The sequence below is a fragment of the Pseudoalteromonas sp. H103 genome (assembly GCF_001469205.1).
Lineage (GTDB): Bacteria > Pseudomonadota > Gammaproteobacteria > Enterobacterales > Alteromonadaceae > Pseudoalteromonas > Pseudoalteromonas carrageenovora.
This window is the reverse complement of record NZ_LOFG01000016.1, coordinates 96,684-115,109: the sequence shown is the minus strand read 5'-3', so window position 1 is coordinate 115,109 and position 18,426 is coordinate 96,684. Positions and strand designations below refer to the sequence as shown.

General features: G+C 41.6%; 17 protein-coding genes. 9 read left to right on the top strand and 8 right to left on the bottom strand.

What is annotated here, in order from left to right; genetic code table 11:
* Window positions 1-8 precede the first annotated feature (8 nt).
* The 4 genes from ATS74_RS12710 to ATS74_RS12695 all read right to left on the bottom strand — a co-directional run bounded on the left by ATS74_RS12710 (window position 9) and on the right by ATS74_RS12695 (window position 4,548).
* Window positions 9-1,214, bottom strand: coding sequence for an aspartate aminotransferase family protein (locus tag ATS74_RS12710; protein ID WP_058549262.1), 1,206 nt, complete (start codon window positions 1,212-1,214; stop codon window positions 9-11).
* A 379-nt stretch (window positions 1,215-1,593) separates the two neighbouring features.
* Entirely contained in the window at window positions 1,594-2,754 is a 1,161-nt protein-coding gene (locus ATS74_RS12705; protein WP_058549261.1) for an HDOD domain-containing protein, read from the bottom strand.
* Between the two features lie 43 nt (window positions 2,755-2,797).
* Window positions 2,798-3,379, bottom strand: coding sequence for an anthranilate synthase component II (locus ATS74_RS12700; protein WP_058549260.1), 582 nt, complete (start codon window positions 3,377-3,379; stop codon window positions 2,798-2,800).
* Between the two features lie 179 nt (window positions 3,380-3,558).
* Window positions 3,559-4,548 carry a zinc-dependent alcohol dehydrogenase family protein gene (locus tag ATS74_RS12695; RefSeq protein ID WP_058549259.1) on the bottom strand — a complete coding sequence of 330 codons (990 nt, stop codon included), beginning with the start codon at window positions 4,546-4,548 and terminating at the stop codon, window positions 3,559-3,561.
* 304 nt (window positions 4,549-4,852) lie between these two features.
* Here ATS74_RS12695 and ATS74_RS12690 point away from each other — a divergent pair, with 304 nt between their 5' ends.
* Window positions 4,853-5,092, top strand: a complete 240-nt coding sequence (locus ATS74_RS12690; protein WP_058549258.1) for a YdcH family protein — start codon at window positions 4,853-4,855, stop codon at window positions 5,090-5,092.
* Window positions 5,093-5,169: 77 nt separating this feature from the next.
* Here the strand turns inward: ATS74_RS12690 and ATS74_RS12685 are convergent, their stop codons facing one another.
* Window positions 5,170-5,523, bottom strand: a complete 354-nt coding sequence (locus ATS74_RS12685; RefSeq protein ID WP_058549257.1) for a putative quinol monooxygenase — start codon at window positions 5,521-5,523, stop codon at window positions 5,170-5,172.
* Window positions 5,523-6,353 (bottom strand): SDR family NAD(P)-dependent oxidoreductase, encoded by an 831-nt coding sequence (locus tag ATS74_RS12680; RefSeq protein ID WP_058549256.1) that lies wholly within the window; start codon window positions 6,351-6,353, stop codon window positions 5,523-5,525. The genes ATS74_RS12685 and ATS74_RS12680 overlap by 1 nt, the downstream gene beginning before the upstream one ends.
* A 336-nt stretch (window positions 6,354-6,689) precedes the next feature.
* On the opposite strand from ATS74_RS12680, the gene galE reads away from it, so the two are divergent.
* The 7 genes from galE to glpD all read left to right on the top strand — a co-directional run bounded on the left by galE (window position 6,690) and on the right by glpD (window position 15,705).
* Window positions 6,690-7,703 (top strand): UDP-glucose 4-epimerase GalE, encoded by a 1,014-nt coding sequence (gene galE, locus ATS74_RS12675; protein WP_058549255.1) that lies wholly within the window; start codon window positions 6,690-6,692, stop codon window positions 7,701-7,703.
* Between the two features lies 1 nt (window position 7,704).
* Window positions 7,705-8,769 (top strand): UDP-glucose--hexose-1-phosphate uridylyltransferase, encoded by a 1,065-nt coding sequence (locus ATS74_RS12670; protein ID WP_058549254.1) that lies wholly within the window; start codon window positions 7,705-7,707, stop codon window positions 8,767-8,769.
* The gene (gene galK / locus ATS74_RS12665) at window positions 8,759-9,907 is read left to right on the top strand and encodes a galactokinase (protein WP_058549253.1); all 1,149 of its coding nucleotides are present in this window, start codon (window positions 8,759-8,761) and stop codon (window positions 9,905-9,907) included. The genes ATS74_RS12670 and galK overlap by 11 nt, the downstream gene beginning before the upstream one ends.
* 19 nt (window positions 9,908-9,926) lie before the next feature.
* On the top strand, window positions 9,927-10,928 hold the full coding sequence (locus tag ATS74_RS12660; RefSeq protein WP_058549252.1) for a Gfo/Idh/MocA family protein: 1,002 nt from the start codon (window positions 9,927-9,929) through the stop codon (window positions 10,926-10,928).
* A gap of 31 nt (window positions 10,929-10,959) precedes the next feature.
* Window positions 10,960-12,288: an alpha/beta hydrolase family protein gene (locus ATS74_RS12655; RefSeq protein WP_058549251.1), complete on the top strand. Its 1,329-nt coding sequence runs from the start codon at window positions 10,960-10,962 to the stop codon at window positions 12,286-12,288.
* Window positions 12,289-12,497: 209 nt separating this feature from the next.
* Window positions 12,498-14,000: a glycerol kinase GlpK gene (gene glpK, locus ATS74_RS12650; protein ID WP_058549250.1), complete on the top strand. Its 1,503-nt coding sequence runs from the start codon at window positions 12,498-12,500 to the stop codon at window positions 13,998-14,000.
* A gap of 199 nt (window positions 14,001-14,199) precedes the next feature.
* A complete protein-coding gene (gene glpD, locus ATS74_RS12645; RefSeq protein WP_058549249.1) occupies window positions 14,200-15,705 on the top strand; it encodes a glycerol-3-phosphate dehydrogenase in 1,506 nt (501 codons plus the stop codon).
* 62 nt (window positions 15,706-15,767) lie between these two features.
* On the opposite strand, the gene ATS74_RS12640 is transcribed toward glpD, so the two are convergent.
* Both ATS74_RS12640 and ATS74_RS12635 read right to left on the bottom strand, forming a co-directional pair.
* A complete protein-coding gene (locus tag ATS74_RS12640; protein ID WP_058549248.1) occupies window positions 15,768-16,718 on the bottom strand; it encodes a 2-dehydro-3-deoxygalactonokinase in 951 nt (316 codons plus the stop codon).
* 3 nt (window positions 16,719-16,721) lie between these two features.
* Entirely contained in the window at window positions 16,722-17,480 is a 759-nt protein-coding gene (locus tag ATS74_RS12635; protein ID WP_058549247.1) for an SDR family NAD(P)-dependent oxidoreductase, read from the bottom strand.
* A 186-nt stretch (window positions 17,481-17,666) separates the two neighbouring features.
* On the opposite strand from ATS74_RS12635, the gene ATS74_RS12630 reads away from it, so the two are divergent.
* Entirely contained in the window at window positions 17,667-18,368 is a 702-nt protein-coding gene (locus ATS74_RS12630) for a FadR/GntR family transcriptional regulator (RefSeq protein WP_058549246.1), read from the top strand.
* Window positions 18,369-18,426 lie beyond the last annotated feature (58 nt).

Here is an 18,426-nt window from a genome sequence, read left to right as displayed (position 1 = left end):
AGAGTAGTTTATGCGTTTACTACGCTTGCTACTGCTTTTTCAAAGCGTGCCATACCTTCGCGAATGTCTGCTTCGGTAATGACTAGTGAAGGAGTAAAACGAACTACGTCAGCGCCTGCCACTAATGACATTAAGCCTTGCTCAGTACCCGCTACTAAAAACTCTTTAGCACGGCCTTTATATTGCTCGTTTACTACTGCACCAATTAATAAACCTTGGCCGCGGATTTCGCTAAATACGTTGTATTTTTCGTTTACCGCTGCAAGTAGCTCGTTAAATAGCGCTGCTTTTTCTTTTACGCCAGCAAGTACTTCAGGTGTATTTACAGTATCAAATGCAGCTTCTGCAACAGCACACGCTAGTGGGTTACCACCGTATGTAGAACCGTGAGTACCTACTTTAAGATGCTGTGCAATCTCAGTAGTTGTGATCATAGCGCCAATAGGAAAACCGCCGCCAAGTGCTTTAGCTGAAGTTAAAATATCAGGTACTACGTTTAAGCCTTGGTATGCGTATAAATCGCCAGTACGGCCAACACCTGTTTGTACTTCATCAAAAATAAGCAGTGCGTTGTGTTTAGTACATAAATCGCGAACACCTTGAGCAAACTCATCAGTTGGCGAAACAATACCGCCCTCACCTTGAAGTGGCTCCATCATTACTGCACATGTTTTGTCGCTAATTAGTTTTTCAAAAGCAGCTAGGTCGTTGTAATCACAATGAACAATATCGCCAGGCTTAGGACCAAAACCATCTGAGTATGCCGCTTGGCCGCCAACAGTTACGGTAAAGAATGTACGACCGTGGAAACCTTTGTTGAATGCGATGATTTGTGATTTTTCTGCGCCAAATTTATCAAGTGCAAAACGACGCGCTAGCTTAAGTGCGGCTTCGTTTGCTTCTGCACCAGAGTTGGCAAAATAAACTTTGTCGGCAAAGGTAGCATCAACCATTTTTTTAGCTAGACGAAGTGCTGGCTCGTTGGTCATTACATTTGAAAGATGCCAAATTTTTTCGCCTTGCTCTTTTAATGCGCCTACTAATGCAGGGTGGCAATGGCCTAGACAGTTAACTGCAATACCACCAGCAAAATCGATAAATTCTCGACCTTGTTGATCCCATACGCGAGAGCCTTCGCCTCGAACAGGAATTACGCTTGAAGGTGCGTAGTTAGGAACCATTACTTGATCAAATAATTCGCGATTGACTGTCATTTTATTTCCTCTTAATTGTGAGCAACACAAAACATCAAAATAGGTGTTTGGTTAATATTTGTAACCAACTTTATAGGCAAAATCAGACTCTGATAATTGCGCAAAATTGCTTTGTGGTTCAATTTTCAGACGCACATTATTTCAGAATTAATGAGTACTGTCTCGTTAAAAACTTTCATCTACCCCTTGAAAATAAAGGGCTTGGGATATTATTTCATAGATAGTGAATAACTATTAGCAAAGTGAATAAACATCTTTTTTTAGGCTCTTTGCGGCTGCGCATTGAACTGCGGCTAGCTTTGAGCGCTAATAAGTTACTATAGGAAAGCGTGTAGGATGAATGATTAGTCGCAAAAAAATTAACAAAAAATTCAGATTTTTAGTCAATTTGGATAGCTAAATTGGTAAAATTACTTGTTTGAAGGGTTTTTAGTTCCGTTTTAGTGAACTTAAAATACGAAAACCACGACAGTGTTTCGTCGGGCTCAATAAGTTGGTGCTCTTTTAAATTGAGATATTGAGAGTAACAACGTGCTTTTAGCATAATGTTGGTTAAAGGTAGCATTTCGTCATTTTTATCTACACCATGAACAAGCTGCTGCATTACTCCTTTAAACGGTAAATACTTAAACGCCATTTGCTCAATAACTTGAGCGCTTATCGCTAAAGACTTATTACTAAGTAACGTAGTTAAAAATAGCGGGTCGGGTTTTAGCTCTAATAAAGCAGTGTGTAAGTCTTTTTGTTGCTCTTGTCGTGCAATTTGTACTTTGCGCTGCCATACCTGCTCAAACGTTTTTAAATATAAACGTACTAATGCAATTCGCCCTACATCTAATAACATACCCAAAGTAAAAGCATGTATGGGGTTTACCTCGTTAAGCTCTGCTATTTTTTGTGCTGCAATAGCATTGGCCATCGCGCTGTCGCGTAGCCTGCGCTTTAAAAGTGAAAATGGATCAGTACTGTGTGGCATCCAATGACGTACTGCAAATGTAGGAATGACTAGCTGTAAGTTATCAAGCCCAATATAACGAAGCGCCAATGAGGGGCTGTCTACTTTAACTGAAGTGTTTTTACTGCGTTGATTACGGTAATAAGGCAAATTAACCAAGGTTACAAGCTCGCGACCTAGCCAGCTTAAATCGTTAACTAAGGGCTCAAGGCGCCCAACAGATGCCGATTTTACTGCAAGTATATCGAGTATACTGGCAATGCCGTCTTCAATACCTATGGTGCTGTGTATAACACCGTCCATATCTTCGAGCTGTTTAAAAATTGCGGTTTCGATTACTTTATGCAGCTGTTCACTCGCTTGTGCACGATATTTATGATGTGCTGTACTGCTTTGCTGGCGCTTTTGTTGCGCGGCCACTTCAACCTGCAACAAGGTGCGCTGCTTCATCGGTTCGCCGTAATCTATATCAAGGGTATGAATGAAACCAATTTGCTGATGTGCAAAGCTGTGCCCAAGCAATAAATCATGTGCTCGTTGGTCTAATACTTTGGCAATACGCTGCTGGGTTACAAGTTCAGTCATGGCATCCATTCAATTAATATAAAATGCGTTTTGTATTATAACATTAGAAGCGAGTTAAAAAGTTATCAAGCAATTGCAGACCATGCTCAGTTAAAATTGCTTCAGGGTGAAACTGCACACCTTCTATTGCAAGCTCGGTATGAAGTAAGCCCATAATCTCGCCAAACTCACCTTGCTCGGTTTGGCTCCATGCTGTTATTTCTAATTCACTCGGTAGGCTTTGATGCTTAACCACCAGCGAATGATAACGACATACCGTTAATGGATTTACCAAACCTTTAAATACACCTTTATTAGTATGCACTATGGGCGATGTTTTCCCGTGCATTACTTTTTTGGCTCTAATTACGTCACCGCCTAATGCTTGCGCAATAGTTTGATGCCCTAGGCAAATGCCTAAAATAGGAAACTGCCCTTTTAGCTGCTCAACAACACTCAGTGATACGCCCGCCTCATTAGGCGTACATGGCCCAGGTGAAATAACAATATGCTGCGGGTTTAGTTGCTTTATTTGTGCAACAGATATTTCGTCATTACGCTTTACCAAAACGTCTTGGTCTAAGCGCTGAAAATATTGTACTAGGTTATACGTAAACGAATCGTAGTTATCGATCATTAACAGCATTACACAACAAACCTTATTAAATTATCGACCACTCATGTTACGTAGGTGGCGCCAAGCGTTGCATTCTATCACTATTAATTCGTCAATATAAATGAGGTTTGTTTTTCTTGCGTTAGGGCTAAATTTGGAAGAGCTATGAGGATTATAAAGAAGCCGGCTAAAAAGCCGGCCTTAATACATTATTGTACATTTATAACCACTTTACCTATTGCTTGACCGCTAGCTAAACGGTCGTGTGCTTTAGCAGTATCGACAAGTGTAAAGTCTTGCTCATCAAGTACTGGGCGCATGCCGCCTGCTTCAACAATTTGTGCAAGCTTTGCTAGTTTGTCGCCATGATCTTGACGGTTAAAGTCGTGGATCATGGGTATAAGCATAAAGATTACATTTAACGATAAGCCTTTAAAGTGCACAGGGCTTAAATCAAGCTCTAATAAAGAAAGCGTTGTAGATACCTGAGCATTTAATTTTGCCGCTGCAAAAGAGTTAGTCAGGTTACCGCCACCTACAGTGTCAAACACCATATCAAAACCAACGTTGCTTGTGTGTTTTTCAACGTATTGCTCTACAGTTTCGTCTTTAAAGTTAATGCCTGTTGCGCCAAAGCTTTCAATAAGGGCTAGTTGCTCAGCGTTACCGCCTGTTGAGTAAACATCTGCGCCAAAATGCTTAGCAAGTTGTACCGCTAAATGGCCTACACCACCCGCTCCGCCGTGCACTAATACTTTTTCGCCTGCGCTTACATTTGCACGTGTTAAACCTTCAAGTGCTGTAATACCTACAAGTGGAATAGCTGCTGCTTCTTTCATTGTTAGGTTTTTAGGTTTGTGAGCAATTAAACGCTTATCTGCAAGCATAAACTCTGCAAGCGCACCTGGTAAGTCGCCTAGTCCACCCGCACAACCGTAAATTTCGTCGCCTACTGCAAATTCTGTTACGCCTTCACCAACTGCTTCAATGGTACCCGCAAAGTCCATCCCTAAAATACCAGGTAACTTTGGAGCAAATGGTAAGTCAGCACCCATTTGACGAATCATCATATCAATTGTATTTACGCTTGTTGCGGCAATACGAACTAACACATTACCTGCTGTTACTTGTGGTTTTGCAACCTCAGCTGCTACAAACTCTTCAGTGCCACCAAAATTATTAATTGTCATTGCTTTCATGGGTATTGCCTCTGTTATTTGTTGATGTGTAATCTTGTAATGAGGCTTCATTGTAGTTTTACTTGATATAAATGATAATAAAGCTAAATGTACAATCTGTTTCAAAATAATATTTATAGTAGAGTATGAAAATTCTCGCACCACTTTTTTAAAAGTGTAGGCATTAAATAAAATTCTACCCAATTTTTGCGCTATATCAATTTAAGCGCGTTATGGTTGATTTATGATTGTGTAAACCCCAGAGTAATAGATGAAAAGGTAGTAATTCACTTAAGTAACTCATTTTTCCTACTAAGGAGCGAATATGTTAGGCGAAGACCACTCACTCACCAATGACTTCCCGCAATATCTAAATACCATTGCAGAGCTAAATAAAAGCGATACCGAGTTTGCAAAAAAAGCAGATAAGTACGACAAGCTAGACAAAGAAATAAGAGTATTAGAACTTAAAGATGCCCCGATCAGCGATGAACAAATGCACCAGCTAAAGCATGACCGTTCTGAGTTAAAAGATTGGCTCTACGAACGTTTACAACAAGAATAGTATTGTATAAACGAAAAAAGAGCTCACTGATGAGGTGAGCTCTTTAGATCAACAAAGGGTAAAACGTTTACTACTTTCTAATTTACAAACCCACCTATAGGCTTCATAAATATAGTGCTTGGACCTGTAAAGGCTTTGGCAAATTCTTCACTAAGCTGGCTATAAACAGTCACTCGCTGCATATCAACCACACTTAAAAATAACGGGCCGCTTTCGCCCCACCCTTGCAGGTGTAACTTTGCTGCGGCTTCATTTTGGTAACGCTCATAAATATGTACGCTGCGGCTATTCTCGCTAATCGTCCACTCATACATCACCGTACCTGCTTCACTTTTAGCTGAGGTAATAAGTTGCTGCATTACCTCTAAAAATTGATCGTACTTGCCATCTTTAATTTGGCCCTCTACGGTCCAGGTAATTTGCTCACTCACTATACATTACCTAATTTATGCTGCGCTAATACAGAATCTAAGGTATCTACAAGCTGCTGGTTTTTAGCGTTGTTAAGTGCATCAGGGTGTGGAGGAGCAAAGCGCTCTGCATCGTTATCAAAGTAAAGGCCTGTAGCCTCTTTAAATTCATCACTTAAAGCCGCACGACAAAAAATATCAGCGCCTAATTTTAGGTCGCCGCCATCAAGTCCGTATGCATCTTTTACCATTTTACTACCTAGTAACGATTTAGGGTTTACCGATACAACTAGTGGCCCTGTGCTTTTGAGCGCAAGCCCTAAATGACGTGACCACATAGTAATAGCCAACTTACTTTGTGCATAGGCTGCGCTATCTGAAAGTGGCTTATTACCTACTAAGGACTCAAAGTTAACGCTTGATTGCGCAGCAGATGATACGTTTATAACACGCGATTGCGCATTCATAGCAGGCAATAGCAATTTAGTAAGTAAATAAGGGGCAATAGTATTTACCGCAAAACGAGCATCTAGCCCTTCTTTTGTCGTTATATCAGCAAGCTTGTACACACCTGCATTATTAATAAGTACATCAAGTATTTTATCTGCTTGTTGTAAATCGCTCAGAACGCTTTGCGCTAATGTTTGTACTTGCGCCATATCGCTTAAATCAGCAACGTAGGTTGCAGTGCTTGCCTGCGGGTATTGCTCATTTAAGGCACTTTGTACGTTATTTAATTTATCTTGGTTACGGCCATGCAATAATACTGTGTGACCTTGGGCTAGTAACATTTTTGCTGTTTCTAGGCCTATGCCATCAGTAGCACCTGTTAATAAAATTGTTTTATTCATGTTGATCGCTCCTAATTTATTAAATGTTTTTTAACGCACAGTGCACTTTACGGGCAAACGTTTAAACGTATTGCGATGACTGCTGTTTATCAATTTATATTAGCACTGCTTATCTGTGGTGATAATTAGGTCGATAAGAGAATCAGTTTATAGAATTAATTGATAAATCTAAGTATTTGTAAGCGTTTATAAAACAATGTATTTGTATGCTTTACCCTCTGTAAGGTATGTACGTTTTTTAAGCTTTTATTTGTAATAACGCGCAATCATAACTATTGTTTTTAAATCACCTTAATAGTAGTATTTATCATATAAATACACTTTTCGAGAAAACACATGAAAGTTTTAGTTACTGGCGGTATGGGTTACATAGGTAGCCACACATGTATTGCATTACATGAGGCGGGTATTACGCCTGTTATTTACGATAATTTATCTAATGCTAGCCCTCGCGTACTTGACCAGCTCGAAAAGATTACAGGCACTCGCTTTGAGTTTATCCTAGGTGATATTCAAGACGAGCAGCAATTTAAACTTGCGCTTAAACACACCCAAGCTGAGGCTGTATTTCACTTTGCAGCACTAAAAGCGGTTGGTGAATCAACCGAGCAACCACTGCGTTATTACCAAAACAATGTGTCGGGCACATTAAGCATGCTACAAAACATGCAAGATGAAGGCGTTAACCACATTATATTTAGCTCATCGGCCACTGTGTACGGCGAGCCAGACTACCTCCCTATTGATGAAAAACACCCTATACGCGCTACTAACCCATATGGTTGGACTAAAGTGATGGTTGAGCAAGCCATGCAAGACGTATGCAATGCTAACAGCAAATTTATGGGTATAGCGCTTCGTTACTTTAACCCAGTAGGCGCACACCCAAGCGGTTTATTAGGCGAAAGCCCAAATGGTATTCCAAATAATTTAATGCCCTTTATTGCCCAAACTGCGGTAGGTAAACGCGAGGTGGTTAATATTTTTGGTGATGACTACGACACCGAAGATGGCACTGGCGTGCGCGACTATATTCATGTTTTAGATTTAGCTAAAGGCCATGTAGCGGCCTTTATGCAGCACAAAACAGATACCGCCTTTCATGCTTATAACCTAGGCACAGGCCAAGGTTATTCAGTGCTTGATATGATCAAAGCATTTAGCGCATCAGCCAATAAAGATATTCCTTATAAAAGTGCACCGCGCCGAGCAGGCGATATTGCCTGTAATTACGCCGATGCCACAAAAGCGCAAAACACCCTTAACTGGCACGCAGAACTAACACTTAGCGACATGACCAACGATACATGGCGCTGGCAAACTAATTACCCAAGTGGGTTGGAGAGTTAACATGGCTTTATTAGAAAGTACTCACAGACGTAAAAACCCGCTAACGGGGCGTTGGGTATTAGTTTCACCGCATCGTAATAACCGCCCATGGTTAGGCGCAACAGAAGCAGTAAACGAAAGCGTACTGCCAAAACACGATGAAAGCTGCCCACTTTGCCCAGGTAACACCCGTGCAAATGGCGATAGCAACCCAGATTACAAATACACACATGTATTTAGAAATGACTTTGGTGCACTGACGCCTAATGAGAGCGAGCAATCGCAAAGCTTAGAGTCAGACAACGATCTATTTATTGCTGACGAAGCAAGCGGCGAATGCCGTGTGATTTGTTTTTCACCAGAGCATAACAAAACACTACCTGAGCTTGAGCACGATGCCCTGCACGAAGTAGTAAAAACCTGGAAAGACAACTACACAGAACTTGCACAGCACTATGAGTGTGTTCAGGTATTTGAAAATAAAGGCGAGATAATGGGTTGCTCGCAACCTCATCCGCATGGCCAAGTATGGGCACATTCGCACTTATCAACTGAAATAGAAGCCGAAGATACGCAGCAGCTTACCTATTTTAAAAAGCATGGCAGCGCAATGCTTGCCGATTACGTGCAAAAAGAGCAAGCAGATAAAACCCGCGTCGTATTTGAAAACGAACATTGGCTTGTTGTGGTGCCATTTTGGGCAGCGTGGCCGTTTGAAACAATGATCGTAACTAAAGATAACATTCAAAACTTTAGCCAGCTAAACGATGCGCAAACAGACTCTTTAGCACAGGCACTTAAAGTATTAACCACTAAATACGACAACGTATTTAATTGTAGCTTCCCGTATTCTATGGGGTGGCACAATGCACCGGCTAATCGTAGCTCAGATGAGCAACATTGGCGCTTACATGCTCATTTTTACCCGCCGCTACTTCGCTCTGCTACTGTGAAAAAACACATGGTTGGCTACGAAATGCTAGGCGAAAGCCAGCGCGATTTAAGCGCAGAAACAGCTGCCTCTATTTTACAAGCAGCCAGTACCACACACTATAAAAAAACAGCAGGACACACAGATGACGCTTAACGATTTTCAACAACAATTTTTATCACTGTACGGTACGCCTGCTCAAGGTATTGCTGCAGCACCAGGGCGTGTAAACCTAATTGGCGAATTTACCGATTACAACGACGGTTTTGTATTTCCGTGCTCGTTAGAGTTTCGTACTCAAGTTATGTTTAAAGAGCGCGACGACAACATTATTACCGTGCATTCGTTGAATTACCCAGGCGAAAAAGACAGCTTTAGTGTTGATGAAGACATCAGCGAAGGGCAATCGCAATGGGGTAACTATATTCGTGCCGTGTCATTTGTATTAAAGCGTGCGGGCCATACATTACGCGGCGCCGATTTACTGATCGACAGTAACTTACCGCAAGGCAGTGGCTTGTCGTCATCGGCTGCGCTAGAAGTTGCTGTTGGTGGTATGTTTAACCATATTGCACAACTTGGTTTAAGCGAAGAAAAAATTGCATTACTAGGCCAAGAAGCCGAAAACGACTTTATGCATTGCCAATCGGGCATTATGGATCAGCTTATTTCGGCAAAAGGCGAAAACGGCCATGCTCTTTTAATTGACTGTGAAAACCTAGCCACTGAGTCTGTAAAAGTACCAGATGACTTAAACATTGTTATTGTGAACTCTAACTACCCACGTAAATTGGTAGATAGCGAATACAACCAACGTCGTGTTGACTGTGAGCAAGCAGCTGCAAAAATGAATGTAGCCACACTTCGTAAAGCAACCATGGCCACACTTGAAGCAACAAAAGACGCATTGAGCGAGAACGAATACAAACGTGCACACCATGTAATTAGCGAAAACGACCGTGTAATTGCAGCAACTAAAGCGCTGCAAAATAATGACATTGACGCGCTACGTGAGCTAATGGCTGCATCGCACCAGTCGCTTAAACATTATTTTGAAGTAACCGTACCTGCGACCGATGGCCTAGTAGAAATTTGTAAAGAAGCCATGGGCGAACGCGGTGCAGTACGTATGACCGGTGGTGGCTTTGGTGGTGCTATTGTATGTTTATGTCGTGATGCAGAAGTGCCACTAATTAAAGCAGCAGTAGAGCAGCACTACTTTGAACGCTTTAACTTAAATGCCGACATTTACGTATGTTCAGCAGGTTCAGGATTACAAATTACGTCTTTTTAAATTAAATTAAGGAATAAGCATGGCAAAGGTTAATTGGGGAATTATTGGGTGTGGCAATATTGCTCACACCTTTGCTAAGAGCATTGCGCATTGCGCTGATGCTCAGCTTATTGGCGCTGCATCGACGAGTTTGCAGCGCGCAAATGAGTTTGCTACAAACTATTCAATTAAAGGCTATGAGAGCTACCAAGCCCTTATGCAATGCCCAAACATTGATGCCATTTATATTGCCAATACCCACGAGCAACACTTTAAAAGTGTTGCACAATGCTTAACACACAATAAGCATGTACTAAGCGAAAAACCCATTACTGTTAATGCTCAGCAACTCATTACACTTAAAGAACTAGCGCAGCAGCAAAACCGCTTTTTAATGGAAGGTGTTTGGATGCGCTTTTTACCAGCCATAGTAAAACTGCAGCAGCTATTAAGCGAAGGCGTAATAGGCAAAGTACACAGTGTTAATGCCAACTTTAGTCTAGCGGGTGAGTTTGAATCATCACACCGATTAATGAACCCTGCAACCGCTGGCGGCGCATTGCTCGATTTAGGTATTTACCCTATATCGATTGCCGATGTGGTATTTAATAAAACCCCTGAGCAAATTAAATCATTAGTACATAAAAGCACGACCGGCGTAGATGAGCGAAGCGTAACCCTTATAAATTACGGCCAAGGCCAATTTGCACAGCTAAGTAGTGCTTTACAACAAAATGGCCCTACTCAAGCCTGTATTTTAGGCGAGTATGGATATATTCGTATTGATGAATTTGTGGGGGCTCAGTCACTAGAGCTACATTTAAACGCACAACAAATGCAGCGCTTTGATTTTAGCTTTAATGACGATGAAAACTTTAAGTTTGAAATTGATCACGTTAGCGAGTGTATTTTACAGCAGCAAACACAAAGCAGTGTATTACCGCTCAGTACTAGCCTAAGAGTTATGAATATAATGGATGAGCTACGGGCGCAGTGGCAGCTCAAATACAGTGATAGCGTTGAGTCTAACAATCTAAATTAATAATAAAAAATACACACAACAAGGATACACAATGACAACCACACACACATTTAAAGCGCTTTCAAAAGCCTTAGTATTAGCAACGAGCTGCTTATCGGCAAGTGCCGTTTTTGCTGCTCAAAACACGCCAGAGCAACTCTACCCGCCAATAACCAGCGAAGTACTTCCAGAGCTTGCTGCCAAAGGTAGTTACAGCGTTGGCGTAAAAACGCTTGATTTAGTAAACCCAGCGCAGTTTGACCCAGCAACACAAACTCAAAAAGATCGTCCTTTAAAAGTAGAAGTGTGGTATCCCGCAGCGAACACGGCAAAGGCAGCACTAACTAGTTACAGTGATGTAACGCGCACAGGTAAAGCATTTACCCTACAAGCCGATGCAATGCGCGATGTAGCCATTAATAATAAAGAGCACTACCCTGTTATTGTGCTTTCGCACGGTTATACAGGCTATCGCACCATTATGTACTACCTTGGTGAGCACTTAGCGTCGCATGGGTACATAGTTGCTGCCCTTGATCATACCGACTCAACCAATGCTGATGTTGATTTTAAAAACGCACCGTTTTCGGGCTTTTTTAGCACGCTTATAAACCGCTCTCGCGATCAGCAATTTGTTATTAATTACTTTAATGAGCAAAATAACTTTGCCAGCAAGCAAGTAGATAACAACAGCGCAGGTATTATTGGCTATTCTATGGGTGGCTATGGCGCGGTAAATACAATTGGCGGTTGTTATGACTTTAATGAGCAAACAACAGCAATGTTTACGGGCATGAAAGACCCAGCACAAATTAAACAAGTTCAGCAATTACTAAATAGCTGTGCTGGTGGGCAGTATAAAAACCCACAAGTAGATACACGCATAAAAGCCATGGTGGCCTTTGCTCCGTGGGGCGGGCAGCATAACTTATTTAAAGCCGGTGCTATGCAAAACATTAAAGTACCTTCGCTTTATGTAGCGGGCAGCTTAGATGATATATCGGGTTATGAAGGTATTAAAAACCTTTACAATCAAACAGGCAGCTCAGATAAGTACATGCTTACTTACAAAAATGCTCGCCATAATATTGCACCGCACCCTGCGCCTGCTATTGCACAAAGTAGTAGTGAACTAGATATTGGCCATTACTACGAGCCATCGTGGTCTATGCGCACTCTAAACGAGACCAACAAACACTTTGTACTTGCCATGATGGATTGCCATGTAAAAGGCATTACCAGTCAATGTAAATACCTAGATTTACCACAAAACGGCGACCAAGCGGTTGTTGATGGTAAACCATTGCCACAATGGCACGGGTTTGATAATCGCTTTTCAACGGGTATGGATTGGCAACAAGCTAAACCATACACCAAATAATATTAAGTTTTAAGCGGCTATTTTTATATATATAGCCGCCTTCGCGCTTAAAATAATCACAAAATAAAACGCCTGTTATTTAAAAGAGTTAGCAAATAAAACCTGCGTGTTTATTTTTTAATCGGCTATTTTAAGAAAAAACCATTGCCATTAACCTTAGTTAAAGGCAATCTAGTCATATATAAGATAAGATAAATAACACAAATATCATGTCCAAATACATACTCTCAATTGATCAAGGAACCACAAGCTCTCGGGCCATCTTGTTTACAAAAGATGCAGACGTCTTTGGTACAGCACAACAAGAATTTTCGCAGCATTTTCCGCAAAATGGCTGGGTAGAACACGATCCCAACGATATTTGGCAAACAGTGCTAAGTACAAGCCGCGAAGTGCTGGCTAAAAAAGACGTAAAGCCTGAAGAAATTATTGCTATTGGTATCACCAACCAACGCGAAACCACACTGGTATGGAACAAAAAAACAGGCAAACCAATTTATAACGCTATTGTTTGGCAAGACCGCCGCACCAGCGCTTATTGCGAAAGTCTAAGTACTGACGAGCTTTGCCAAACGATTAGCGATAAAACAGGCCTACTACTAGACCCTTATTTTTCAGCCACTAAAGTGCGCTGGATTTTAGACAACGTAGAAGGCGCACGCGAGCAAGCCCTTGCTGGCGAACTGGCTTTTGGTACTGTTGATACTTACTTGCTTTGGCAACTAACGGGTGGCAAAGAGCACCGTACCGATGCAACTAACGCATCTCGCACTATGTTATTTAATATCCATACTCAGCAATGGGATCAAGAGTTACTCGACTTATTCGAAATTCCTGAATCTATGCTGCCACAAGTCATGGACTCAGCAGACGAGTTTGGCTCAACCAGCGAAGATATTTTTGGCGCGCCTATTCGGGTTTGTGGTATTGCCGGCGATCAGCAAGCAGCCCTTGTTGGCCATGCATGTTTTGAACAAGGTATGGCTAAAAGCACCTACGGTACGGGCTGTTTTTTAATGCTTAATACCGGCGAAAAAGCGCTCACATCTGAAAACCGCTTACTGACAACCGTTGCATACAGGTTAAATGGCAAGCCAACTTACGCCATTGAAGGCAGTATTTTTATGGCAGGCGCCACTATGCAGTGGATTGTTGAAGGCTTAAAACTACTAAGCCATGCCGGCGAGAGCGAGTCATTAGTAAAAGATGTACCGCTTGATCATGGGGTATTTTTAGTGCCTTCGTTTACAGGTTTAGGCGCACCGTATTGGGACCCTAACGCACGTGGTGCCATTTTAGGTTTAACGCGCGACTCAGGCATTAGCACCATTGTTGCTGCTGCGTTGCAATCGGTGGGTTATCAAACCAAAGATTTACAAAAAGCAATGGAACGTGATGGCCTTCGCCCAAGCGTGTTGCGTGTAGATGGCGGTATGGTTAAAAATAACTGGGTGCTTACCTTTTTATCTAACATTTTAGGTGCAACCGTAGAGCGCCCAACAGTGACCGAAACCACCTCTTTAGGCGTAGCATACTTAGCAGGCTTACAAACAGGTATTTACGAGTCGACTGAGCAGTTGGCAAAAATGTGGACCTGTGACCGTCGTTTTGAGCCAACAATGAGCGCCGATGAGCGTAACGATTTATACGCAAAATGGCAGCACTGTGTAGCACAAGTTCGTTTATCTAGTGACGATTGCCAGCAGCAATAAAAAATAAGCTGCTAATTTAATTAGCGGCTTATAAATCACAGATAACGCCAGTTAAATAGCGTGTTTTACGCAAAGTGTTTTAAAACGATCAGGATTAAAAATTAACAAGCAAAAAGCGCGGTTATCTATTGTCAAATAAGAGCCACAGCTTTATGATGCTATATGTCTTATTTATATTACAAATAAAAAGGTTAGCTCGGTGGAATTAGCAGATAACGAATATGACTTACTAGTCATCGGTGGCGGAGTAAACGGCACCGGAATAGCAGCTGATGCAGCAGGCAGAGGATTAAAAGTACTTTTGTGCGAACAATCAGATTTAGCCTGCGCAACGTCTTCAAACAGTTCAAAGCTGATCCACGGTGGTTTGCGCTACCTTGAGCATTACGAATTTAGATTAGTAAAAGAAGCGCTAGCCGAACGTGAAGTGTTACTTAAAAATGCACCGCACATTATGTGGCCGCTGACCTTTAGACTTCCACATCAAAAACACCTTCGCCCTGCGTGGATGATTCGCATTGGCTTATTTATGTACGACAATCTAGCCAAGCGCGAAACACTGGCTGGTTCTCGCGGTATTAAATTTGGCGAAAATAGCGTATTAGAACCTTCAATTACTAAAGGCTTTGAATACTCTGATGGTTGGGTGGATGACTCTCGTTTGGTTATTTTAAATGCCCTAGCCGCTCAAAATAAAGGCGCTACCATCGCTACGCAAACTAAGTGTGTAAACGCTAAACGCGAGCAAGACAAATGGCAAGTGACGCTAGAGCAACAAAATAGTAAGGCTAAATATACTATTTCGGCTAAAGGTATAGTTAATGCTGCAGGCCCTTGGGTTGCTAAGTTATTTGACGAAGCACTTATTGAAAAGTCACCACAAAATATTCGACTTGTTAAAGGCAGCCACATTGTGGTGCCTCGCATTCATGATGAAAAACAAGCGTACATTTTACAAAATAAAGATCAGCGTATTGTGTTTGTTATTCCGTTTGAGGATGACTACTCACTGGTAGGCACCACCGATGTTGAACATAAAGGCGCAGCACAAGACGTTAAAATTAGTGATGAAGAAATCGATTACTTAATCGATATTACTAACAGCTACTTTAAAAACCACATTAAACGCGAAGACATAGTACATACCTTCTCAGGTGTGCGCCCATTGCTTGATGACGAGTCAGTTAATGCGCAAGCCGTAACACGCGATTATAAATTAGAGCTTTCAAGCGAAGGTAAGCAAACACCATTACTGAGTGTATTTGGCGGGAAAATTACTACCTACCGTAAACTTGCCGAAGCTGCGGTTAATAAGCTTGAAGAGTTTTACCCGCAAATGAGTGAAGCATGGACTAAGCACAGTGCGCTTCCTGGCGGCGATTTTAGCTCGGTAGAAGCGCTTAAGTCTGAACTTAATGCTGCTTACAGTTGGTTACCAGAAGTGACTCTTAAACGCTTTGTACGTACCTACGGTACTCGTGCAAAACTAATTTTAGGTAGTGCAACACAGCTCAGTGATTTAGGCCAAGACTTTGGCCATGGCTTATTTGCAGCAGAAGTAGATTACTTACTAAGTGAAGAATGGGCAGAAAATGCTTACAACATTTTATGGCGCCGCAGCAAATTAGGACTACGCTTTAATGACGCGCAAGTAGCGACGCTTAATCAATACATTGATAACAAACAAGCAGCTATAAGCGCTTAATGACATTGCTGCTATAACAGCTTCCCGTTAACCCCTTTATAATTTAATCCTTATAAAGGGGTTTATTTTTTTGACTCTAAATTAAACAGGTAATTAAAACCACTCAAAGTGGCTGTTTTAATATCAAACTCAACGCACTTAACGCCTATTTGTTTAAGCGCGGTGGTAAAGCATTTATTAAGCTGCGTTGTGCCAATAACTACGACTTGTGTATCGCTTAGTAATTGCCATTCGCTAGCATGGCGTGCTGCACGTACATCGCTGCCGATTAACACTCCCGATAAGTATGCTTTAGCTTGCACTGGCGTTAACTCTTTTGAAAGCTGGCGAGTTCTTACACTAAAAATGCCATGCGCTAAGTTACCGCTATCGCTGCCTAGGGTCAGCTCACAACCTTGCTCAAATGCCTTAAAGTCAAACTCACCCTCTGCACAGTCATTAGGTATTAATACGCTTTGATGGCAAAGTAAGTCATATAACTCGCCGGTCATCGCCGTTTTAAAATAGGTTATTTGCCCGTCATTTAATAGCACCCACTTTGTGTGAGTACCCGGTAAACAAAGTAATATTTTGCCTTGCTGATACTCGGGGTTTTGCTTTAAAAAACCGAGTATTTGCAGCTCTTCCCCGCGCATAACGTCAAATAAACCATTTTGCAGCGTGCACTTTGTGCCAGGCAATGCCTTTATGGTGTGCCCGTTGCATTCAAAAGTAACAGCCGCACTAAGCAAACCTTCTGGGTTAATTGGGCATTCTAAATAAGGGGTTTCGTGCCAGCCTATACTTGAAGTTATTTGCCCGGCTATATAAATAGGCAAATTTCCATACTGCTGCATCCATACAGCAACAGTATCAATTAGGGTTTGCTCAAAGTTTTGATTAGCTTTAACAACACCTAACCCATCTCTTTGCGCTAATAGTTTAAGTGTTGATTGCGCGTTTACTTCGCACAAATAAGCCCTTAAATGGCTTGTGCCCCAATCAACAGCAATAAAAAAGGTTGAAGTAGCCAAGCTTTAAAGCCTCCCACCGTCAATTTTAATACTTTGACCGGTGATCATACTGCTTTCGTCAGCGGCTAAAAAGAGTGCTAAGTTAGCAACATCATTAGGAGTTACGAGCTTTTTAAGTGCCATGGCTTCCATCCACTTTACTTGCTCTTCTTGTGTAAACCAGCTTGCAAGCTGACGGTCGGTGGCAACCCAGCCGGGTAGTATTGCGTTTACGCGAATACCATGTTCGCCATAATCGCGAGCCAGTGCTTTAGTCATGCCTATTAAACCCGCTTTAGCTGTTACATAACCGGCCATTTGAGGTTGTCCCATAATAGCATTAATAGAACTAAAGTTAATAATACTGCCCGCGCCCTCGCCTTTCATAAAAGACATAGCAACTTGAGAGGCAAAAAAAGCTGGGTTTAAATTTATTTGTAAGCATTGATCCCAATCTTGTACGGTAACGTCTTCACTTGCTTGACGACGATCATTTGCTACATTATTGACCAAAATATTAATAGTACCTAAGGCTGCGCACGCATCGACCAATGATTGCTGGAGTGTGTGTGAGTCGGTTACATCAACCTGCCTGTACCATAAATTTGCATCAGGTAATTCGCTAATAAGCGATTGTGCTGCAGCATCGTCAATATCTATAAATGCCACTTTTGCATTTTGCTTTACAAAGGATTTAACCATTGCTCTGCCAATGCCTGATGCGCCACCCGTTATAAAAACAACTTTGCCAGAAATACTATGATATTGAGCTAGGGTGTCCAAATTAAACTCTCCAAACAACAACTTGCATCAATGTTTTGCTTATTAAAAACGCCAATAGTCGTTATAACGCACTAAAACACTGTGTTAAAATATTTAACTGATTAAAAGTTTATATCATATCCTTGAGTACATTAATATGATATATGATATATAATAAAGTAATGTTTCAATACGGAATCCTACGCAATGAAAAGCCAACCCCGTCAAAATTTAACACAACAATTAACCCATGATCTGGGCTTTGCTATTGTGCGTGGTATTTACCCTGTTAGTGAAGGACTACCGTCTGAAGCTGATTTATGTATAAAGTACGATGTGAGCCGCAGTGCAACGCGTGAAGCGGTTAAAATGCTCTCAGCTAAAGGGCTTATTTCTTCTCGTCCTAAACAAGGTATTCGTGTTTTACCAGAAAGTAGCTGGAATATGTTTGACACCGACGTACTACGTTGGATTTTAAGCAGCAAACCATCACTCTCTTTATTAAAAGAATTTACTCAAGTACGTGTAGCACTTGAACCACAAGCAGCCGCTTTAGCCGCTGTAAATGCCACAGCTGAGCAACTTGCTGAAATAGATAACGCACTTGCTCGCATGGCCGATGCAGATGAAGGCTTGGACGATCCGCTAGAGGCTGACATTGCCTTTCATACCAGTATATTAGTGGCCAGTAATAATCGCTTTTTTGTGCAGTTAACGGAATTTATTAGCACTGCGCTGCGTGTAAGTATTCGTTACACAAACCATATTAAAGGTGTGCCAGGTGCCGATGTAGCAAAACATGCTGATATTTTAGATACGATTAAATCACGTAATCCAGAACGCGCTAAAAAAGCAGTAGAAACTATCTTAGAAGAAGCCTTAGAGCTTATTGAATCTAAACTCGACTAATGGCTTAAAAAACATCATTAAAAAAGGGAGCTAATTAGCTCCCTTTTTACTGGTTATT

Excerpts from the sequence above, each read along its gene's own strand:
- ATS74_RS12710 (WP_058549262.1), bottom strand. The coding sequence starts at position 1,214 with ATGACAGTCAATCGCGAATTATTTGATCAAGTAATGGTTCCTAACTAC.
- galK (WP_058549253.1), top strand. The coding sequence starts at position 8,759 with ATGACGCTTAACGATTTTCAACAACAATTTTTATCACTGTACGGTACG.
- ATS74_RS12700 (WP_058549260.1), bottom strand. The coding sequence starts at position 3,379 with ATGCTGTTAATGATCGATAACTACGATTCGTTTACGTATAACCTAGTA.
- ATS74_RS12630 (WP_058549246.1), top strand. The coding sequence starts at position 17,667 with ATGAAAAGCCAACCCCGTCAAAATTTAACACAACAATTAACCCATGAT.
- ATS74_RS12695 (WP_058549259.1), bottom strand. The coding sequence starts at position 4,548 with ATGAAAGCAATGACAATTAATAATTTTGGTGGCACTGAAGAGTTTGTA.
- galE (WP_058549255.1), top strand. The coding sequence starts at position 6,690 with ATGAAAGTTTTAGTTACTGGCGGTATGGGTTACATAGGTAGCCACACA.
- ATS74_RS12680 (WP_058549256.1), bottom strand. The coding sequence starts at position 6,353 with ATGAATAAAACAATTTTATTAACAGGTGCTACTGATGGCATAGGCCTA.
- ATS74_RS12690 (WP_058549258.1), top strand. The coding sequence starts at position 4,853 with ATGTTAGGCGAAGACCACTCACTCACCAATGACTTCCCGCAATATCTA.
- ATS74_RS12655 (WP_058549251.1), top strand. The coding sequence starts at position 10,960 with ATGACAACCACACACACATTTAAAGCGCTTTCAAAAGCCTTAGTATTA.
- ATS74_RS12705 (WP_058549261.1), bottom strand. The coding sequence starts at position 2,754 with ATGACTGAACTTGTAACCCAGCAGCGTATTGCCAAAGTATTAGACCAA.
- ATS74_RS12660 (WP_058549252.1), top strand. The coding sequence starts at position 9,927 with ATGGCAAAGGTTAATTGGGGAATTATTGGGTGTGGCAATATTGCTCAC.
- glpK (WP_058549250.1), top strand. The coding sequence starts at position 12,498 with ATGTCCAAATACATACTCTCAATTGATCAAGGAACCACAAGCTCTCGG.
- ATS74_RS12670 (WP_058549254.1), top strand. The coding sequence starts at position 7,705 with ATGGCTTTATTAGAAAGTACTCACAGACGTAAAAACCCGCTAACGGGG.